The organism is Parendozoicomonas haliclonae (assembly GCF_900174585.1).
Taxonomy (GTDB): Bacteria; Pseudomonadota; Gammaproteobacteria; order Pseudomonadales; family Endozoicomonadaceae; genus Sansalvadorimonas; species Sansalvadorimonas haliclonae.
The window spans coordinates 143,645-161,960 of sequence record NZ_FWPT01000008.1 but is presented as its reverse complement, the minus strand read 5'-3'; the positions used below and the strand labels follow the sequence as shown (position 1 = coordinate 161,960).

Below are 18,316 nucleotides of genomic sequence, written 5' to 3'. Positions count from 1 at the left end.
ACGATCGTTATTAAATTTGGTTCGGAAATTTTAGTCAAGATGTTTTGTAACGAATGATACAAAAAAGAGCTGGCCGTCCCAGAAGCTTTGATCACGACAAGGCACTCCAGGCTGCGATCAATGTCTTTTGGGAAAAAGGCTATGATGGCGCGTCAATGAAAGACCTGACTACTGCCATGGGGATTAACAGCCCGAGTCTGTATGCGGTGTTTGGTGATAAGCACCAGCTCTATCTTGCCGCTATCGACAGATATGCCGGTGATACCGGTTGTGCACCGCTGGTAGCTTTTGATTCCGAGCCGGATATTGAGAAGGCAGTCGTTGCTTTTATGCGGGCGTCCATCGATTACGCCAACCAGAACGAACAAGGTCCGAAGGGATGTTTTATCAGTTCCTGCGTCGCGACCAGTGTGGGGCAGGTTGAAGGTGTCACCGAACGGCTTCAGCTGGCTATTACTGGCGCCGAGCAGCATCTGAGCAAACGCTTTGATCAGGAAAAAGAGAGCGGTAATCTCCCCCTCAACTTTCCATCCCGACAAAGAGCGCAGTTGATGTTCGATCTGCGCCAGGGGCTGGTACTGCGTGCCAGAGCTGAGCTGGATACAGAAGCTTTAAAGGCTGATCTGACCGTGCGGGCAAAAATGATTCTGATGCCTGAATAACACGAATAAGCAATTACGAGTGAGGCAAAATGATCAGCCTGCAGAATGATTACAAAGGCTTTCCCCTCCGACTGGATGCCCGCCGGATGGGGCAGGATCTGAATATCAGCATCTATGGTGGCAAGATTCCCCATATCGGCGGTGTGGTTATGGGGATTATGGGGCCGGCTCTGCATGAACCTGATCGCATGACCTATACCGAGCAGGTGGTTTCCTTACAGGGACATAAGGATGTTCTTCTGGCTCGACCAATCGCCGAACAGCTTGCCAAAGCCATGAGATGCACTGTGACCGTTGTGTGTGGCATTCACTATCCGGATATCCAGCCTGCGGACTTTCCGGAGATTGAACAGCGGGTGAATGGTCTTGTTACGCAACTGATTGAGAAATTGGAGAGCTGAACAATTGACCGGGCCGCTTCTCACCGATTGCTGAAATAGAGTATAAAGAGCAGACCCCTAGGCCTTGCTGGAGCTGCTCTGTGGAAATCTGCCTGTCAGTCAATGAAGCCCGCGTAATTGGATGTCTGCTGGAAAAGGAAAGCACGACGCCAGACCAGTATCCCCTCAGTCTTAACTCTCTGGTGAATGCCTGTAACCAGAAGAGCAGCCGTGATCCGGTCCTGACCCTGAGCAGTGGCGAGGTCAACCACGCTATCTCCAACCTGATGATGCAACGGCTGGTCAGCGAAGACTCCGGCGCTCGAGTCAGCCGCTATAAGCATCGTTTCTGTAATACCGCCTTCAGTAATCTGCAGTTCACCAAGCAGGAACGTGCAATCGTCTGTCTGATGTTGTTGCGCGGGCCGCAGACTCCGGGTGAGCTGCGCAGCCGCTCTGGTCGCCTGGCTGAATTTAAGGATGTCAGCGAAGTAGAAGCGGTGCTGCAGGGCATGATCGAGAATGAGCTGGTGATCCAGCTGCCTCGCGAGCCAGGCCGCCGTGAATCCCGCTTTGCTCATCTGTTTTCGGGGGAGATTGATATCTCCGCCATGGAAGCTGCCGCACCAGCGATTTCAGACAAAGCCCGTATTCGTGAGCTGGAAGCGGAAGTGGCTGAATTAAAAGCCGAGATTGAACGGCTGAAAGCTGAACGGTAAACGCTGAAAGCAAACCGATGGTAAGTATTTCTGACTGCCTGGTCAGTTATCCACAGCCCTGAAAACACTATGCCAATGTCCAAATCTGGAATTGCGATTTTTCAGGGATTGAATCATGAATACTTCCCCTCACGGTATCTTAAAAAAGACCCGGCCTCCTGCCGTGTTTAAGCCTGCCCAGCCTTCCAGTTTTCAGGACAGTCTTGAAGCCAATGCCTATTGGAACGGGATCAAAGTCTCGTTGCCCGAGGATGTCGTTCTCAAAAAAATTGATGAGTCACCCTATGACGGTACTTTTCAGCCCGCTGTTGACCGGGTTTTTAGTGACCGGGCAAGGCCGAGGCATCAGCTGTCTTTTGGAACCCGTGTTTCCATTATTGATCTGCCCGGTTTTGAAGGTGATAAGTGTACGGGTTTAAACCTGAAAACCCGCAAAGGCATTACCGAGAAAGATCCGGCAACGGCTAGAAAAGGGCAATTGCTTCTGGCTCTGGATACGATTGCTGAGGCTACGCCAGAGAACTTTTCCAGACAGGTGATCAACATTGTCTATATCCAGTTAAAGCTTATGGATATTGAGATGTTTCAGAGTCTGCTTGAGGCTGATGAGCGTTTTAAAGAGGAGCAAAAATCACATATCCGGCAGGAAGTCGACAAGCAGCTGGCGTTACTGCGCAAAGCCAAAGAGCAGCGGCTGGATGATCGCAGGAAAAGCCATGAAGAACGCCAGGCAGAGTTTTTGGGTAAATTTGCTGAGTCCGAGCTTCTGCAGAGTCAGGCTTCTTCGGACAGTAGCTTCAGTATGTCTTCATCACCTAATCAGTCTGGAGATGCTCTAACATTTTCCTTTATGGGGGACTTGAAGGAGTCTGAACTCGATACATTGAATATTTCCAGTAAGGAGAATCAAGCCGACTAGACTTGCCGCACTCTGGTCAGCTGAAAACAGGAGAGCCGCATGGCCCCATCCCTTCTCCGTTATCTGCTTTTAATTGCGGCTCTTTCCATTTTTCCGAGTGTAGAAGCAGGCGTTGATGGCTCGGATGTTCTGTTTTCGACGAGTTTTTCCGGCCATATCTTTGGGCGTCATATCTATTCAAATTATGGCGGTGATACCGTGAATGCGGATGCCGATAACCTCTATCTCATGTCTGGTTCCAGGTACGAAACCATACCTAAGAGCAGAATCTATGGTGTCAGAGTTGATTCGGACAATGAGCGCCAACTTGCGTTGACTTACACCCCGGCCATTATTGAAAGCTCGGCAAAGAGTTTTCCCGTAGAAAAACTGCAGATGAACTTCACCAGTGAAATTGCCAGAAAAAATGCTGCTATCAAACTCCAGGAAGTGCTGTTTGGCAGTGATAAAGCACTGAGTCATCATCGATTAAGAATGGTCGTTAATCCCTGGAGTGGCCGTCGGCGGGGAGAGCAGATCCAACGCGAAACGGTTGAGCTTTTGCAGGATGCAAAAATTGCCGTTGATGTAATCCACACAAATGGTGAAGGGCATGCTATCGAACTCGGCAAGGAGTTAAAGACCGATCCCAGTGGCTATGATGGTGTGCTGATTGTTGGTGGTGATGGCACGCTCAATGAATTTGTGAATGGCCTGACGGAGTTCGGGACGTCTGAATCATTGTTACCTGTTATGCACATACCTGCGGGTACCGGAAATGGTGTTGGGGCTTCTTTGGGAGTTGCTCACCCCAATCGCGCAACATTGGGGGTCATTCAGGTTTTGAAAAACTGGAACCCACAGGCGTTACCTAGAATGCCGTTGGTAAAATACACGACTGTGCTTGGTTATAATATGGAAGGAGGAGGTGCAACGGATTACCGTGTCGGTGAGACGGGCGTCAGCCTGCTGGGTTGCCAGAGTGCCATCTTGACGGATGTAGATATTGGCAGCCAATGCCTGCGCTGTATTGGTTCTACGAGGTACCCGATATGTGGACTCTGGCAAGTGCTGCGTAATCATTCACATCCTATGCAGCTGGAATTTGAATATCTTGATGATAGCGGTGATGCGGTTCAGGAAATCACTGATGATATGTCGTTACTCGCCATTGTGAATGTTCCCAAAATAGCCACAGACTTTACCCTTTCGCCGGAAGGCTCTGCTCTGGAAAAGGGGCTGGATACTGTTCATGTTGCAAGAGGTGATACCAACTTTAGGTCGCGCCTTTCCATGCTGCTGGGAATGGAAGATGGCAGCTATACCCAGAGCCCGGCCGTTCATGTGAACCGGAAACTGAAACGAGCCACAATAACCTCCAATCATACTTATCCCGCACAGAATGTGATCACGATTGATGGTGAAGTGAAGCAGGGCAGCCGCTTTAAAATGGAAACCACCGATCTGCACCTGCGGTTATTGCATCACATGGAACCTTCAACTGGCGCGACCTCCGATGGTATTGTTCAGCCCTCTGATAACGGTAACCAGGTTATGTGATTTATGGGGGCATCCCTGCAAGCGTCGAGAATTGCCATGCCGGCAGACAGTGGCGGGTGTGAAACGGTTTTGGAGTTCCTGATTCAGCGCTTCTCACGCATTGATCCGGCCATCTGGCAGCAGCGTGTGGCTGAGGGAAAGGTGCACTGGGAAGATGGCACCGTGATAACCGAACAAACGCCTTATGTGCCCCATAAAAAGGTTTGTTATTACCGGGAAGTAGAGAACGAATCGGTTGTGCCTTTTCAGGAAGAAATTATTTACCAGGATGAAAATATTCTGGTGGCCTGCAAACCTCACTTTCTCCCGGTTAGCCCGGTTGGCAAGTATGTACGGCAGACGCTGGTTAGCCGGTTGATAGAACGCACAGGTATTGAAACACTGGCGCCACTGCATCGGATTGATAGGGAAACCGCCGGGCTGGTGATGCTGGCTGTGAACCCGGAAACGCGAAACCATTACCATCGACTGTTTCGTGAGGATGGTCTGATTCGTAAGACCTATCGGGCTGTGGCGCATATTGGCGATGAGAACCGTCCGGAAGCGGGGCAGAACTGGAAGGTTGAAAATCGTATGGTGCAGGGTGATCCATGGATTCGGATGACCGTCGTACCCGGTGAAATCAATGCCCGTTCTGAAATGCGCTGTCTGGAAGTGTACGACAAGAGTGCACTGTTCGAGTTAAGCCCGTTAACCGGCAAAACCCATCAGCTGCGTGTGCATATGAGTGGTCTGGGTTATCCGCTGGTGAATGACCTGTTTTACCCGGAGCTGCAGCCGGAAGGGTCTGACGACTATGACCGGCCGTTGCAGCTGTTAGCACATCGTCTGGAGTTCACCGATCCGGTGACGGGTGAACTCCGGAGCTTTACCTCAACCCGCGATCTCCTGAAGATTTAAATCTTCTTCCAGCGAGTGGTTTTCCGGAAGCTTATCCTTCATCAGATGTGGGTAGGCTTCCGCGATACTTTTCACGATAAAGTCGAAAGGCACATCATCAAATGTACCGTGGTCTGCCAGGTACTCCATATGCCGTGAGCCGTCTGTGCTGTATTCGTGGAATATGGAATCTTCACGGCCATTAAACTCAAGTGGTTCAACACCCATATGCCTGCAAAGCTGCGCGTTGAAAGCTGGGGTGGCTTTAACCCATTGGCCTTCAAGGTACAGCTCGATAAAGCCGTGCATCACGAACACTTCACTGCGCAGGTACTCAATCAGCTGTGGGCTGGAAATATGGTTTTTTACATTGGCCAGTCCCAATCGGGCAGGTATCCCCAATGAACGACAAGCTGCACCTAACAGCACAGCTTTGGGGATGCAGTAACTCTCTCCGGTTTCCAGGCAGTAGCTGGCGCTGAGGCTTTCCGGCTGCAGTTTGAAGCTATAAGGGTTGTAGCGAATATCGTCTCGAGTGGCTTTGTAAAGACGTACGGCCTGCTGAACCGGATCCTGCTCCTGACCGACGATGCCATGCACCCAGGCCTGAATGGCCGGATGTTCGTAGTTGAAAAAGGGAGTTGGGCACAGATACTGCTGCATGGGAGTGACGCCCTCATTGTTTTTATTTTTCTGCAGTATATGGTCTGTTTCTTTTTTGGTCACTGGCGGCGTGTTGTTGCCAGGTTGATATTTTCTGCCACATACCCTCAAGGAGTTTATTGTGGAGTATGAATTTCGCCGGGACTTTGCCGGGGATCTGCAAACCAACTTTTCCATGAATCACGAGGCTATTGGCGCCTGGTTGTTGGAAGAGGTGGGTCGACGCAGCTCGGTAATGTCTGATATTTTTCGGGCGATCGAGCAGATTCGTGCCGGAGAGCGCCGCGAATACCGTCTGAATGGCGATGAGTACAATCTGCGACTGGATAGTCAGGAAGCGGAAGTTTGTGATGCAAGAATCGACTTCGAGGCCGATGAACTGATGAGTGAAGAGGCTCTGGCTGACGCTTTCGATTTTTACGATGAAGAGTCACGTGCCAGCTGTGGGCTGGATGATTTTGAGGAGATGCTCCGTGAGTGGGAGCGGTTTGTAACACGATAAAGTCAGAAGGTGACTCAGTGCGTGCGCTGATAAAGAAACGGGTTTTTGATCCTTTACAGTCTGTGCTTAAGCAGGGACTGAGCCGAAATGAGCTGGCTTTAACGCTCGCTATGGGGGTGGTGCTGGCTACCTTTCCGGTGTTTGGTGTGACCACCCTGCTGTGCATGCTGGTGGCTGCAGGCCTCCGGTTGAATCAGGTGGTGATTCAGGTCGCGAACTATATTGGCTATCCGCTGCAGTTTGTTCTGTTTATCCCTTTGATCCGGGCGGGTGAGAATATTCTGGGTCTGCCGCCTGTTTCTATTCATCCGGAGAAGGTCTTTGATCTGCTCTGGAGTCAGCCCATGAACTTTCTGGAACTCTATGGCGTTGCCATTGCGGCGGCCTGCCTGTTCTGGATCATGATCGCGATTCCGGTGATCTTCCTGTTGAAGCACCTGCTGTTGCTGTTTATCCCTGCTCGCTTAGACGCCGACGCAGCATAATGGCAGCCGTTTCATCCAGCATCTTTTGTTCTTTCCGGTTTTGAATCAGCTGCTCTTTACGCATCTGCTTCTCCAGTAAAATCTCGGTTTTTCGCACTTCCATCCAGGCTTCTTTGAGTTGCTCATCCCGACGTCGCTGTTGTGATTCCTGGATGGCGACCTGCTGGTCCTGCAGCTGAATAACCTGATCCATCTGCTGGTGGAAGTGCTGGGTATTGTTTAGTTGCAGGCCATTCATGCGGTTGCCCGGGTTCATGGTGTGCCGGGCCCGGAAGTTGTGCAGGGTTTCCAGCTGATTGCGCGCCGAGGAGAGGTTGGCCGCACCGGCCCGCACCTGATTTTCCACCTCTTCTTTCTGACGTTGCTGAAGCCCCAGCCATTGGTTCAGCGGACCAGGCCTTGCCATCAGTTATCTCCCAGTAAATGAAGCAAACGCTGGCGGCTTTCCGGCCAGCTGGTCTGCTCGCGCATCTTTTGTTGCAGCATGCCTTCCATCATCGGATAGAGCCGAATAGCTTCATCCAGAGCCGGATTGCTTCCGGCGCGGTAGGCACCCAGGGTCAGAAGATCTTTGTTCTGCCGGTAGATCGACCAGGCTTTGCGGAACTTGTTGGCGGCCTGCTGGTGATCCTGATCGGTCACCTGCGGCATCACCCGACTGATCGAGGCTTCAATATCAATAGCCGGATAGTGGCCGGATTCAGCCAGCTCTCGGTTTAGAACGATATGACCATCGAGGATAGCCCGGGACGCATCAGCGATAGGGTCCTGCTGGTCATCGCCTTCCGAGAGCACGGTGTAGAACGCAGTGATCGAGCCGTTCTCATCTTCGCCATTACCTGCCCGTTCAACCAGGCTGGGAATCATGCTGAACACTGAGGGCGGATAACCTTTGGTGGCAGGTGGCTCACCAATGGCCAAAGCGATCTCCCGCTGTGCCTGGGCATAACGGGTGAGGGAGTCCATCAGCATCAGCACGTTCAAACCCTGATCGCGGAAGCCTTCGGCAACCCGGTGGCATAGCAAAGATGCACGCAGTCGAAGAACCGGTGGCTCATCCGCAGGTGCAGCAATGACCACAGCGTGGGCCATGCCCTCTTCGCCGAGAGTATGTTCGATAAACTCCCGCACTTCCCGGCCTCGTTCGCCAATCAGGCCAACCACAACAACGTCTGCTGTGGTAAAGCGGGTCATCATGCCCAGCAGCACACTCTTACCCACACCACTGCCAGCAAAGAGACCAAGGCGCTGGCCCATGCCGACGGTTAACAGACCGTTAATGGCACGAATACCAACATCGAGAGGTTCAGAAACCGGACGGCGTTTCAGTGGGTTGATGGTGTCGCCATGGAGAGGGATTGTTGGGCCGCTTTCGAGTGGACCTTTGCCATCCAGCGGTTCACCGGCACCATTGATCACTCGCCCCAGAAGACCGGGACCAGTCGGTACACGAGAGTCGTTATGCAAAGGAATGACGGGATCACCCGGGCTCAACCCCTGGGCACGATCCAATGGCATAAGGAAAAGACGATCGCGGTCAAAGCCAACGACTTCGGCTTCAACCGGTGCCCCATGATGCGGGGCTATCAGACAGCGTTGGCCAGTTTGCAGCTGACAGCCAATGGCCTCCAGTGTTAATCCGGTTGCCCGAACCAGACGACCACGTGCTTCGATTGCCGGAATCTCAAGGGACCGTTTCTGAATGGTCTTGTAGAGGGCACTCAGATCAGCCGGCATCCGTGAACACCTCCCGGACAGTGCTCATTGCCAGTTTCAAGCGACGATCAAGCGAGGCATCAATATCTGCCTGCGAGGTTTGTACCCGGCACCCGCCGGGAGACAAGGTCTCATCATCCATAACACGACACTTAATATCGTGTTCGGTGCAGATCATGGTGACGAACTCACGATCGCGCGGATGAACCAGAATGACCGGCGTCTCACTGCTTTCTTCCAACGCTGAAAGGGCCGAGAGTAAAGACCGCTCCACGGTTTCCGAGGAGAGTTTTAATTCTTGCAAAACCACCTGCTCGGTCAGTGCACAGACCAGCTCCCGGAGTTCCTGCAACTGCTGATGCTGGAGAGCTGTCTGCCAGATCTGCATAGCTTCTGTCGTTTGTTTGAGAAGCGTGATCTGCTGATCCATTTCAGGAACACTTTTCTTCAGACCGGCATCGTAACCGGCCTGATAACCTGCAGTCTGCCCCTGCTCATGGCTGTGCTGATAAATTTCCTGATGCAACTGTTCCCGCAGTTCCTGTTCCATGGTTGCACGAGCCTGCTGAATGCCGGCCTGAACACCCTGGCTGTATGACTGATTCAGGGCTTCCTGACGCTGTTCCGGTGTTTCATGGATCAGGCCGTCATCCTTTTCCTGCTCGGCATCCAAATCAAGCCAGGGCGGTGTGGCTGAACCTTCGAGGACCAGTTCGCCCTTGCGTGCCCATGCGGGAATCTCGGTCAGGGGCGCATCGTCCTGCAGGCCGGTTTCGGTGCCGATGTCGGGAAAAGGAGGCAACATTGTGATTACACCACCAGTTCGTCGTGAGCGTGGAGTTCAACCTTCTCTTCGGATTCCAGCTTGCGGGCCAGTTCGATGATCTGGTGACGGGCATTACGCACAGCGCTGATACGCACAGAGCCAAGGTTCTCGATCTCTTCCCGCAGGTACTTGGAAGCACGCTTGCTGAGACAGCCAAGAACGCGCTGCAGACGCAGTTCCGGTACACCTTTGAGGGCCATGGCCAGAACATCCTGATCGCAGGCTTCGATAATGACAGACAGGTTGCCAAGGTCGAGATTGAGCAGGTGTTCAAAGTTGAGACGCAGCTCATCAACTTCGTTACCCAGAGAGGCATCGTTGTCGCGAATACCATCCAGCAGTGAGCTGCTGAGGTAGTCGTCCATATGGTTGAGCATTTCTGCAAGGTGACCAGCGCCGTGTATAGGCTGGGCATCGCCGCCGGAATGTTCATAAGTGGAGATCAGGTCGGCTACTGCATCCAGAGATGTCAGTGGAATCTCTTTCAGGCGTGCCAGACGATTGGCCAGATCAAGCCGTGAATGGTCAGGCAGCATGGACAGTACAGCAGAGCCCTTGTCCGGAGACAGGCAGGCCAGAACCACAGCCTGCAGCTGTGGTTTTTCGTTGCGGATCATGCCAAGGATATCGCTGGTATCCAACCACAGCAGTTTTTCCAGCGTCGGGTTAGATTCGATGGATGAAGAGAACTTCATCAGGCTGCGTGCACGCTCCTGACCCAGAGCCTGCTGCAGGGTGCGGGAGATGTAATCATTACCCGCCAGCATATCGCTGGCATCACACTCCTGAAGCAGCTCTTCGGAGGTGCGGGCCAGTTCTTCCCGGCGTACAACCGGGATATGTTCCATAGCCCGGCTCAGGGTGAGAATCTTGTCCGGTGGCATCATACGAATGACTTCACCGGCTGCTTCTTCACCCAGACCGAGCATCAGAATGGCCGCCTTCTCGATGGAAGAACGGTTTGGACGGAAGTCGTCGGTCATCTCAGGGTATTCCCCTGCGGTGATCAGACCATCTTCAACACTAAATTCAGCCATTGTCGCTTATCTTCCATCAACCCATTTTTCAATCAGCAGAGCCACCTGTTGCGGATGGTTCATGGCAAGCTGACGGGCACGTTCAATAATCTTGTCATCCGGGTGAACAGCAATAACGAGGCCGGCTTCGGCAGCGTCTTTGCTTTCTTTGTGGCTGAGGGTCTTGATACGAACCTGCTCACGTTCCCGGCGAATCTGCTTGCGGTAGAAGTGCAGTCGCAGGATCAGACCCAGTAACAGCAGTGCTGTGACACCCAGGCCAATGATGATGTAGTCACCGTATTCACCATCCAGCAGTGCATACCATGGGCTTTCCGGTGTCAGATCCATCTCGGCAGAGAATGGCAGGCTGTAGAGGCTCAGGGTATCGCCACGGGTGGGCTGCAGACCGGCGGCATCGGTTACCAGACGGTTCATGGTTTCCAGAGCTTCGGCAGACCAGCCGGTATCCGTCGCGGCCGCCAGACTGTTCACCACAATACCGATGCTCAGGCTTTCCAGCGTACCGGGTGCCTTTCGGCTCTGGGTGATTGTGCGGCCCAGTTCATAGTTGCGCTGGGTGCTGGAGCTGGAACTTACCGCACCGTTGTCGGTGTTGTTGGCCGCGGTACGGTTACTGTCGATACCGGGAACGCCCTGGGCAACAGGCTTGCTCTGGTCGTTATTGGAGATGCTTTCGCTGCGAACAACTGGCGCTTCGTTATCGAAGTTCTCGCTGGTCACCTCTTCAGAGCTGAAGTCGATATTCGCACTCACCTGTACCCGCAAATTACCTGGGCCGACCACAGGCTCAAGCAGGTTGGTGATACGTTGGGCCAGAGCCGCTTCACGCTTTTGGGTATGTTCCAGCTGCCAGTCAGGCACACCATCGATCATGGTGGTGGAAAGCATGTTGCCGTTCTGGTCGAGAACCGTGACCTTGTCTGGTGTCAGATCAGGCACACTACCGGAAACCAGATTAACGATCGCTTCAATCTGCGGTTGCTTGAGGCGGGCGCCAGGGAAAAGATCAACAAAGACAGAGGCGGTTGGTGCCGGTACATCGCGAACAAACGACGAGCGTTGTGGAATGGCGAGATGAACTCTGGCATTACGGACTGCACGCAGGCTGATAATTGTCTTGGCCAATTCGCCTTCCAGGCCCTGAGCATAGCGAGCCTGCTCAACAAACTGGCTGCGGCCCAGTTCGCCCTGTGGGCTGAGCACTTCCATGCCGACTGGCATATCAGGCGAAATACCATTGGCTGCCAGTGCCATCCGGGCATTGTTCAGAACGGTCTGATCAACCAGTACCTGACCACTATCTGGGTGAAGACTGTAAGGAATCTGACTGCTGTCCAGTGTTTCGATAACACTGGCCACATCATAGCGTTCTTGTCGGCCAAACAGAGGCTTAAGGTCGCTGTTGTCACTCCAGAAGCTAAACGTCAGAGTAACGGCAATAAGGGCGGCGGCGCCAGAAAGAGCAAGCATTCTGTGCTGCTTGAGCATCGGTATCAGCTTGCCGGATGTCGTTGAACGCAGGGCATCCAACTGTTTATTCAGCGCCGGCAAAACGGTCGAGGCCGAGAGAGTGGACATATCTCGTTAGTATCCGCAGAAGGCCGGGCTTTATACCGGCATATTGAAGACTGTCTCGTATGCGGAGACTACGCGGTTCCGTACCTGCATCAGACCCTGGAAGGCGAGGCTGGATTTCTGTCCGGCGATCATCACGCTGGCCAGGTCGGTGACAGCACCGGTTTCATAATCGGCGCGCATTTCGCTGGCCGTGCCCTGCAGTTCATTGACATGATCAAGGGCGTTTTTCAGATAAGTACCGAATTCGGTACCAGAGTTCTTTCTGCGCTCAATCGTGTTCAGCCCTGAACTCTGAATGTCATTGGTAGCCTGAATCGGCAGGCTGATAGTTCCTTCAATCATGACATATATCCTTGGATGCTAATGTGCAGAATCGGGGGCCAAAAAATAAGATGAAGATTCGGACGAAGGTGTTAAACCTTAATGCCCATTTCCCGTAAACGAGCCAGCTTGTAACGAAGCATTCGGGATGTTATCCCCAGTGCATCGGCCGCATCATTGCGGTTACCGTCGTATTGTTGCAGCGTTTCCAGAACAACCTGATATTCAGCGCGCTTCTTGGCACTGACGGGCAGGTTGTCCAGCGTTGAAGCGACAGCCATCTGTTGAATCGGAGTATTGCCTGTCGCAATCACCGTGCCGGTTTGTGCCGGCAGCATCAGATCATCAAGTTCAATGCTGACGCCTGTTGCGATAACGCAGGCACGTTGAACCAGGTTATCCAGTTCACGAATATTGCCCGGCCAGTGGTAATGCTCCATGGCCGTCATAGCCTGAGTGCTGAACTCATCCGGTATGCCTGCCAGCGCCTGGTTATGACGCTGGAGCAGGAAATATGCCAGTGGTCGTATATCTTCCCGGCGCTCACGCAGCGGTGGCAGATGCAGCGGGAATACATTCAACCGGTAGAACAGATCTTCCCGGAAACGCCCCTGACGCACTTCTTCGGCGAGATCCCGGTTAGTGGCAGCAATCAAGCGAACATTGACGGTGATAGGCTGATGACTGCCCAGACGTTCAATCTCTTTTTCCTGCAGAGCGCGCAACAGCTTAGCCTGCTGCAGAAGCGGCATTTCGGCAATTTCATCGAGGAACAGTGTTCCGCCGCACGCCTGTTCAAACTTGCCTACATGGCGGGCAGCAGCGCCGGTGAAGGCGCCTTTCTCATGACCGAACAGAATGGACTCCAGCATGCTCTCCGGCAGTGCAGCACAGTTCACAGCCACAAATGGTTTGGCACTGCGAGGGGAGCACTGATGAATATGCTGGGCCAGGACTTCTTTGCCTGTGCCGGATTCGCCGGTGATCAGCACACTGGTATCGGTACAGGCGACCCGCTCGGACAGCTGTTTGACCCGTTGGGTTGCCGGAGCTTCGGCAATCCAGTCCGCCCCGTTCTTGATCGGGGTAACGCTCTTCAAACGGCTCAGCAGACGGGCCGGTGGGAAAGGCTTGACCAGATAATCTGACGCACCTGCCCGCATAGCTGAAACCGCTTTTTCGGCATCGGCATATCCGGTCATCAGAATCACCGGAGTATTGGGTATTTCTGTACGAATCTTACTGAGCAGAGTGTGACCATCCATACCCGGGAGGTTGATATCGCTGATCACTGCATCGAAATTGTGATGGCTGCAGAAGGTCATCGCCTGCTCACCGCTTTCAGCGACACAGGTATTGTATCCAGCCAGCTTAAGAGTGTCTGACAAGGCAGAACGCAGCCGGAAGTCATCCTCAACAACAAGAATGTGCTGTGGTGCCGGCGGGCTGGAGGAGGTCATGTTGAGTGCTGCGGTCATGCGGTCTGCCCATCCGTGGTTTGCGGTTCCAAGATATCCACTGCCAGGGGCAGAGTGATTAATGCCAGAAGTCCACTGTCTACTGAAGGTAATAACGTGAACGAGCCGTCATGGGCTTCGGCGATCAGTCGGACGACAGGCAGTCCGAGACCGGTGCCTGTGCCTTTGGTAGTGTAGAACGGAGTCAGAGCCTGATGGCATTCCATGTCATTCATCCCCGGGCCATTGTCCTGTACCAGGATGGCGAGATGCTCGGCTGTGCTGCTAAGGGTTATGCCTATGCTGTCGGCACCGGCTTCCCGGGCGTTATTCAGCAGGTTGCCCAGAGCCGAGAACAGCGTGTTGCGATTACAGCGAAGCTGGTGAGCGTACTCACTGAACTGTGTCTGACAGGTAATGTTCAGATTGCTCCAGCAGCCACTGTTCAGAAATACCTGAAGATCAATGTGTAACTGCTGAAGTGTCGTAATGTCGTGCAGAACCCGTCCGCCACGGGCGAACAGCAACAGGTCGCTGATCTTCTGCTCAAGGACTGTCAGCTCGTTCTGCAGACTCGATACCAGGCGCAGGCAGTCGTCTGATGACTGTGTCTCCTGCAGGAGCCATTCGAGATTGCCGGCCTGCAGCGTGGCTGTTGTGAGAGGGGTGCGTAGCTGGTGCGCCAGAGCTGCGACCAGATGACCCATGCTGTCCAGTCGTTGCTGACGATTGATGGAGTCTTTCAGACTGTGTGAATCGGTCAGATCCTGCAGAATGATCAGCTGTCCGTTCTTCTCTGGAAGCGGGCAGGTGCTGACATGAATGCGCTTACCGTTAACCAGTGAGATTTCGTGGCCGTCATTCTGGCGATGCTGGAACAGGCGGTTGGCGCACTGGTTCCAGGCTGTGCCCGGTTCCTGTTCGCCCATAAGGCTGATTGCCACCGGATTGATCTGGCTGATTAACCCACGACGATCAACAATCACCAGTCCCAGAGGAAAGGTGGTGAACAGTTGTGGGTGGAGTCCGGTAGCAGAGTATGACATGTCAGCCTTGCTCCGGATCGAGTTCAGGTGGTGGGGTGGTCAGCAGTTGAATTTCTACCCGGCGATTGTTCGCCTGCCTGCTTTGGCCATTCAGGCTCACATACGGGTAACGCTCACCGTGCCAGCGCACATAAGGAATCATCTCCTTCGGGACACCACGCTTAAACAGATAATCTCTGACAGCTTCTGCACGCTTGCGGGAAATCTGCAGATTAACCAGTCGCTCACCGGTTACATCGGTATGGCCGTCAAGCAGGATGGTCTGGATGTCTTTGTTGTAGCTCAGATATTCCGCGATCTGATCGAGATAGCGACGATCGGAATCAGTGAGTCCAACACGGTTGGTAGAAAACCAGATCGGTTGGCTATTGATAGTTTCCAGACCAATCGGTGGCAGTGCGTTACGGCAATCATCAAAAGCCTGCATGGCCGGGTTAATGCCGATAGTGGAAATCTCCTGCGACCAGAGACGTTTATCAGTATCGGTCAGGGTGATCTCGGCCCAGTTGCCTGCAATGAGTAGATCCAGCAGATGCTGGATGTTTTGATCAAACTTTGCCTCGGTAGCCTGCCTGATTGGAGTCTGATCAATAAGTGTTCGTCTGCCTTCCTTCCAGGGAGAAGGGATTGCATAAATATTACCCTGGTGTGCCAGCCGGTTCCGGAAAGGAACATCAAAGACAGCCATCGGTTTCTTACCCGCTTTGGCAAGGAAACGCAGACTGGATGTTTCGGTGAAATCCACAGTAAGACTGCAGCTTTCAAATGCTTTTTGGTTGGTCCATGTCAGTGTTGCTGTTTCAGAAGCGTGCGATGATGCAACGGCTGATTGAACCGCAGTTGTGACAATCAGAAACTGAAGCAGCACTGAGAAACGCATTGGAGGAGTCATCTAAGAAAGGTTTGCTTAGTTATAAAACTCTTAGTGATTGGTAATAATTCGTACTTGTACGGATGATTGTGCGAATGTGACTGAATGATAATTTCCGAGAAGAAATTATAGTTTTCTCTTGTGTCTATGTTTGCTTCGTTTATTACCTGTTTAAGGGATTTAATTCCTTAGATGGTGTGTCGATATTGTTTCGTGCAAACCGAATTTTATTAGTCGTTTCCAGCGGCTCCAGATTGTGAGAATGTGGAAGTGGAGCTAGTTAAGCCCTGCAATCTTTTTGAAGTGGGTGGTCGGATGATGGCCGCCAGACGGGCTGCGGATGATCTGGCCAGACTCGTAGCCCGATCATTAACGGAAAGCCTGATCAGTATGACGGGGGATGGCGTAACTGTCAGAGCCCAAAGCCAGTTTCCTGTAACCCCTTCACGCATTAAAGAAACCTCGATAACCACGTTTATCTGTGAAAATCAGGGTACCGGTCGCAAAGGTATTGTCGATTTTGATAATGCCTTGTGCTGTGCGCTGATGGAGCGGGCCTGTGGCGGTGCCGGTGCAATCGATGGACCTCTGGAAATGCTGACTCTGGCCGAGCATCGCTTTGCCGAGCGTATTATCGCGCTGACCCTGGACCTGCTGGGGCGTGCCATGCATTGCAGCAGTGATCTGGCTCTGGTGAAGGAGCGGGATCTGGAGAAAAATGGTTTCGCATCCAAAAACCTGTTCCTGCTGACCATGACTATTGAAACGGCTACCTTCAATGGTTCTATCAAGGTCTGGCTGTCTGAAGAGAGCATGACCTTCGGCATGATGGAAAATCATGTGAACTCTGACTTGCTGATCGAAGCTCTGGGACAGGTGCCTCTGCCGGTTTCTGCGGTACTTAGCCGCCGTCAGTCAACTCTGGGTAATGTGCTCTCTCTGAAGGTAGGCGACACTCTGCCTTTAACTCTTCCGGGAACAGCAGAAGTTTTTGTGGGTGGTCAGCCGCTGGGGCAGGCCCGTGTGGTTGCCAAAAACAACAACCTTGCACTTGAACTGCAATCGGTTGTGAAGGCTGATACCCAAGGGTTGTAACTCAAGCCCTTGTTCTAGTTTCTTGTTTGATCGCTATTTGTTGGAGCGCTGCTTTTTAGAGCGCCATAAGGATTCCCCTCTGTGATTGAAGATAAAGCAGCAGAACTGATTGTTGACGATGCCTCTGAAACCATCGTGACTGTCGATAATGCGGAACTGACTGATGCTCAGTCTCCTGTTACAGCCCAGCCTGATCTCGGGTTGATCCTTGATATTCCCGTGGTTATGTCTCTGGAAGTAGGCAGCACGGAAATCACTGTGAGTGAATTGCTGACCATGGGCAGTGGTGCAGTTATCGAACTGAACCGTAATACCGGTGATCCTCTGGATGTGAAGGTGAACGGCAAGCTGGTTGGCCGTGGCGAAGTGGTTGAGACCAATGGCCGTTATGGCATTCGTCTGACAGAAGTCGTCAGCCAGCAGGAACGTCTGGGTCGCATTGCTTGATGATAAGCCGTCTCTGCCAGGTACTTTTTACTCTGGGCACTCTGCTGCCAGTCTCGGCTGTGGCGTCCGGAGAAAGTGCAGCCAGTCAGGCTGTGAATGTGATCAGCATGCTGTTTGTTGTCCTGGCGGTGATTGGGCTGCTGGCCTACGGCGTTAACCGTTTATCGCTCGGCAAACTGGGAGCTGGGCGGCACATGCAGCTGCTTGAAGTTCTTCCGCTGAGCAAAACCGAACGTCTTTGTATTGTGAAAGTAGGCGAGCAGAAATTGCTTCTGGGTGTCTCGCCTGGCGGAATCCGTACTCTCAGTTCACTCGATGAGCTGGATATCCCTGAAGGTAACACTTCCCCTTCTGTTGTCAGTCAGGCTGCTGACTTCAGTACGATTCTGGCCCGACTGGTAAAAGCCAAGTAATGGATATACGCGCAACATCCCGCTTTGCAGTGCTGGGAACTCTGTTGATAACTGCTGGTTTCTCCAGTCTGGCTCAGGCTCAGAATGTTCCTCTGCTTAATGTTATAAACGACGGAGTCAATCAGTCCTACAGCGCGCCGCTGCAAATTATGCTGCTGCTGACGCTGTTGTCGTTCCTGCCAGCCATGCTGATGGTGCTGACGTCGTTTACCCGCATAATTGTGGTGTTCTCCCTGTTACGTCAGGCACTGGGTCTGCAACAGACGCCACCAAATCCGGTACTTGTTGGTCTGGCGCTGTTTTTGACGGCTTTTATCATGACCCCGGTTTACGACGAGATAGACAGTCGTGCCATTCAGCCCTGGATGAAAGACGAACTGGTTTTTCAGGATGCTGCGGTAGAAGCCAGCAAGCCCTTGAAGGCTTTTATGCTGCGACAGACCCGGGAGCAGGATATTAAACGGATGGCGGATATCTCTGGCATTACCATTCCTGCCAGTTCCGATGCCATGCCGTTCAGACTTTTGGCGCCGGCTTTTATCATCAGCGAGCTGAAGACGGCCTTCCAGATTGGCTTTCTGCTGTTTATACCGTTTTTGATTATCGACCTTGTCGTCGCCAGTGTACTGATGGCGATGGGCATGATGATGCTCTCGCCGCTGGTTATCTCTCTGCCCTTCAAACTGATGCTGTTCGTACTCGTTGATGGCTGGAGCATGATCACCGGCACCCTGGCTGCCAGTTTCTGGTAACCGGCT

At 52.7% G+C, this 18,316-nt stretch carries 22 protein-coding genes; 12 read left to right on the top strand and 10 right to left on the bottom strand.

Annotation, left to right across the window (positions count from 1 at the left end; genetic code table 11):
- Nucleotides 1-53 precede the first annotated feature (53 nt).
- From EHSB41UT_RS17220 to EHSB41UT_RS17195, 6 genes are all read left to right on the top strand, one after another.
- The gene (locus tag EHSB41UT_RS17220; protein ID WP_087112088.1) at nt 54-662 is read left to right on the top strand and encodes a TetR/AcrR family transcriptional regulator; all 609 of its coding nucleotides are present in this window, start codon (nt 54-56) and stop codon (nt 660-662) included.
- A gap of 29 nt (nt 663-691) precedes the next feature.
- Nucleotides 692-1,063 carry a prenylated flavin chaperone LpdD gene (gene lpdD, locus EHSB41UT_RS17215; RefSeq protein WP_087112087.1) on the top strand — a complete coding sequence of 124 codons (372 nt, stop codon included), beginning with the start codon at nt 692-694 and terminating at the stop codon, nt 1,061-1,063.
- Nucleotides 1,064-1,143: 80 nt separating this feature from the next.
- Complete coding sequence (locus tag EHSB41UT_RS17210; protein ID WP_087112086.1) at nt 1,144-1,761, top strand: YceH family protein; 618 nt, start codon at nt 1,144-1,146, stop codon at nt 1,759-1,761.
- Between the two features lie 115 nt (nt 1,762-1,876).
- Nucleotides 1,877-2,680 (top strand): hypothetical protein, encoded by an 804-nt coding sequence (locus EHSB41UT_RS17205; RefSeq protein ID WP_087112085.1) that lies wholly within the window; start codon nt 1,877-1,879, stop codon nt 2,678-2,680.
- Nucleotides 2,681-2,719: 39 nt separating this feature from the next.
- On the top strand, nt 2,720-4,219 hold the full coding sequence (locus tag EHSB41UT_RS17200; RefSeq protein WP_087112084.1) for a diacylglycerol/lipid kinase family protein: 1,500 nt from the start codon (nt 2,720-2,722) through the stop codon (nt 4,217-4,219).
- Between the two features lie 3 nt (nt 4,220-4,222).
- A complete protein-coding gene (locus EHSB41UT_RS17195; protein ID WP_087112083.1) occupies nt 4,223-5,119 on the top strand; it encodes a pseudouridine synthase in 897 nt (298 codons plus the stop codon).
- Here the strand turns inward: EHSB41UT_RS17195 and EHSB41UT_RS17190 are convergent.
- Nucleotides 5,093-5,761 carry a transglutaminase-like domain-containing protein gene (locus EHSB41UT_RS17190; RefSeq protein ID WP_087112205.1) on the bottom strand — a complete coding sequence of 223 codons (669 nt, stop codon included), beginning with the start codon at nt 5,759-5,761 and terminating at the stop codon, nt 5,093-5,095. The two genes, EHSB41UT_RS17195 and EHSB41UT_RS17190, sit on opposite strands and share 27 nt — an antisense overlap.
- A gap of 121 nt (nt 5,762-5,882) precedes the next feature.
- Here EHSB41UT_RS17190 and EHSB41UT_RS17185 point away from each other — a divergent pair, with 121 nt between their 5' ends.
- Together EHSB41UT_RS17185 and EHSB41UT_RS17180 are read left to right on the top strand one after the other, a co-directional pair.
- Nucleotides 5,883-6,263: a YacL family protein gene (locus EHSB41UT_RS17185; protein ID WP_165767307.1), complete on the top strand. Its 381-nt coding sequence runs from the start codon at nt 5,883-5,885 to the stop codon at nt 6,261-6,263.
- 17 nt (nt 6,264-6,280) lie between these two features.
- On the top strand, nt 6,281-6,748 hold the full coding sequence (locus EHSB41UT_RS17180) for a DUF2062 domain-containing protein (protein WP_165767306.1): 468 nt from the start codon (nt 6,281-6,283) through the stop codon (nt 6,746-6,748).
- Here EHSB41UT_RS17180 and fliJ read toward each other — a convergent pair.
- The 9 genes from fliJ to EHSB41UT_RS17135 all read right to left on the bottom strand — a co-directional run bounded on the left by fliJ (nt 6,714) and on the right by EHSB41UT_RS17135 (nt 15,612).
- Nucleotides 6,714-7,154 (bottom strand): flagellar export protein FliJ, encoded by a 441-nt coding sequence (fliJ, locus tag EHSB41UT_RS17175; protein WP_087112080.1) that lies wholly within the window; start codon nt 7,152-7,154, stop codon nt 6,714-6,716. The genes EHSB41UT_RS17180 and fliJ overlap by 35 nt on opposite strands.
- Nucleotides 7,154-8,485, bottom strand: coding sequence for a flagellar protein export ATPase FliI (fliI, locus tag EHSB41UT_RS17170; protein ID WP_087112079.1), 1,332 nt, complete (start codon nt 8,483-8,485; stop codon nt 7,154-7,156). The genes fliJ and fliI overlap by 1 nt, the downstream gene beginning before the upstream one ends.
- On the bottom strand, nt 8,475-9,269 hold the full coding sequence (locus EHSB41UT_RS17165) for a FliH/SctL family protein (protein ID WP_087112078.1): 795 nt from the start codon (nt 9,267-9,269) through the stop codon (nt 8,475-8,477). The genes fliI and EHSB41UT_RS17165 overlap by 11 nt, the downstream gene beginning before the upstream one ends.
- A gap of 5 nt (nt 9,270-9,274) precedes the next feature.
- Nucleotides 9,275-10,327, bottom strand: a complete 1,053-nt coding sequence (locus EHSB41UT_RS17160; RefSeq protein ID WP_087112076.1) for a flagellar motor switch protein FliG — start codon at nt 10,325-10,327, stop codon at nt 9,275-9,277.
- Between the two features lie 6 nt (nt 10,328-10,333).
- Nucleotides 10,334-11,908: a flagellar basal-body MS-ring/collar protein FliF gene (fliF, locus tag EHSB41UT_RS17155; protein WP_087112074.1), complete on the bottom strand. Its 1,575-nt coding sequence runs from the start codon at nt 11,906-11,908 to the stop codon at nt 10,334-10,336.
- A 30-nt stretch (nt 11,909-11,938) separates the two neighbouring features.
- A complete protein-coding gene (fliE, locus tag EHSB41UT_RS17150) occupies nt 11,939-12,250 on the bottom strand; it encodes a flagellar hook-basal body complex protein FliE (protein ID WP_087112072.1) in 312 nt (103 codons plus the stop codon).
- A gap of 71 nt (nt 12,251-12,321) precedes the next feature.
- Complete coding sequence (locus EHSB41UT_RS17145; protein ID WP_242667354.1) at nt 12,322-13,707, bottom strand: sigma-54-dependent transcriptional regulator; 1,386 nt, start codon at nt 13,705-13,707, stop codon at nt 12,322-12,324.
- Complete coding sequence (locus EHSB41UT_RS17140; RefSeq protein WP_087112070.1) at nt 13,704-14,732, bottom strand: sensor histidine kinase; 1,029 nt, start codon at nt 14,730-14,732, stop codon at nt 13,704-13,706. The genes EHSB41UT_RS17145 and EHSB41UT_RS17140 overlap by 4 nt, the downstream gene beginning before the upstream one ends.
- 1 nt (nt 14,733) lies before the next feature.
- Nucleotides 14,734-15,612, bottom strand: coding sequence for an OmpA family protein (locus EHSB41UT_RS17135; protein WP_165767305.1), 879 nt, complete (start codon nt 15,610-15,612; stop codon nt 14,734-14,736).
- Between the two features lie 255 nt (nt 15,613-15,867).
- Between EHSB41UT_RS17135 and EHSB41UT_RS17130 the strand changes: the two genes are divergently transcribed.
- From EHSB41UT_RS17130 to fliP, 4 genes are all read left to right on the top strand, one after another.
- Nucleotides 15,868-16,698: a FliM/FliN family flagellar motor switch protein gene (locus tag EHSB41UT_RS17130; protein WP_133060560.1), complete on the top strand. Its 831-nt coding sequence runs from the start codon at nt 15,868-15,870 to the stop codon at nt 16,696-16,698.
- A gap of 81 nt (nt 16,699-16,779) precedes the next feature.
- Nucleotides 16,780-17,145 carry a flagellar motor switch protein FliN gene (fliN, locus tag EHSB41UT_RS24860; RefSeq protein ID WP_242667352.1) on the top strand — a complete coding sequence of 122 codons (366 nt, stop codon included), beginning with the start codon at nt 16,780-16,782 and terminating at the stop codon, nt 17,143-17,145.
- A complete protein-coding gene (gene fliO, locus EHSB41UT_RS17120; RefSeq protein ID WP_087112065.1) occupies nt 17,145-17,558 on the top strand; it encodes a flagellar biosynthetic protein FliO in 414 nt (137 codons plus the stop codon). The genes fliN and fliO overlap by 1 nt, the downstream gene beginning before the upstream one ends.
- Nucleotides 17,558-18,310, top strand: a complete 753-nt coding sequence (fliP, locus tag EHSB41UT_RS17115; RefSeq protein WP_087112063.1) for a flagellar type III secretion system pore protein FliP — start codon at nt 17,558-17,560, stop codon at nt 18,308-18,310. The genes fliO and fliP overlap by 1 nt, the downstream gene beginning before the upstream one ends.
- Nucleotides 18,311-18,316: the final 6 nt, after the last annotated feature.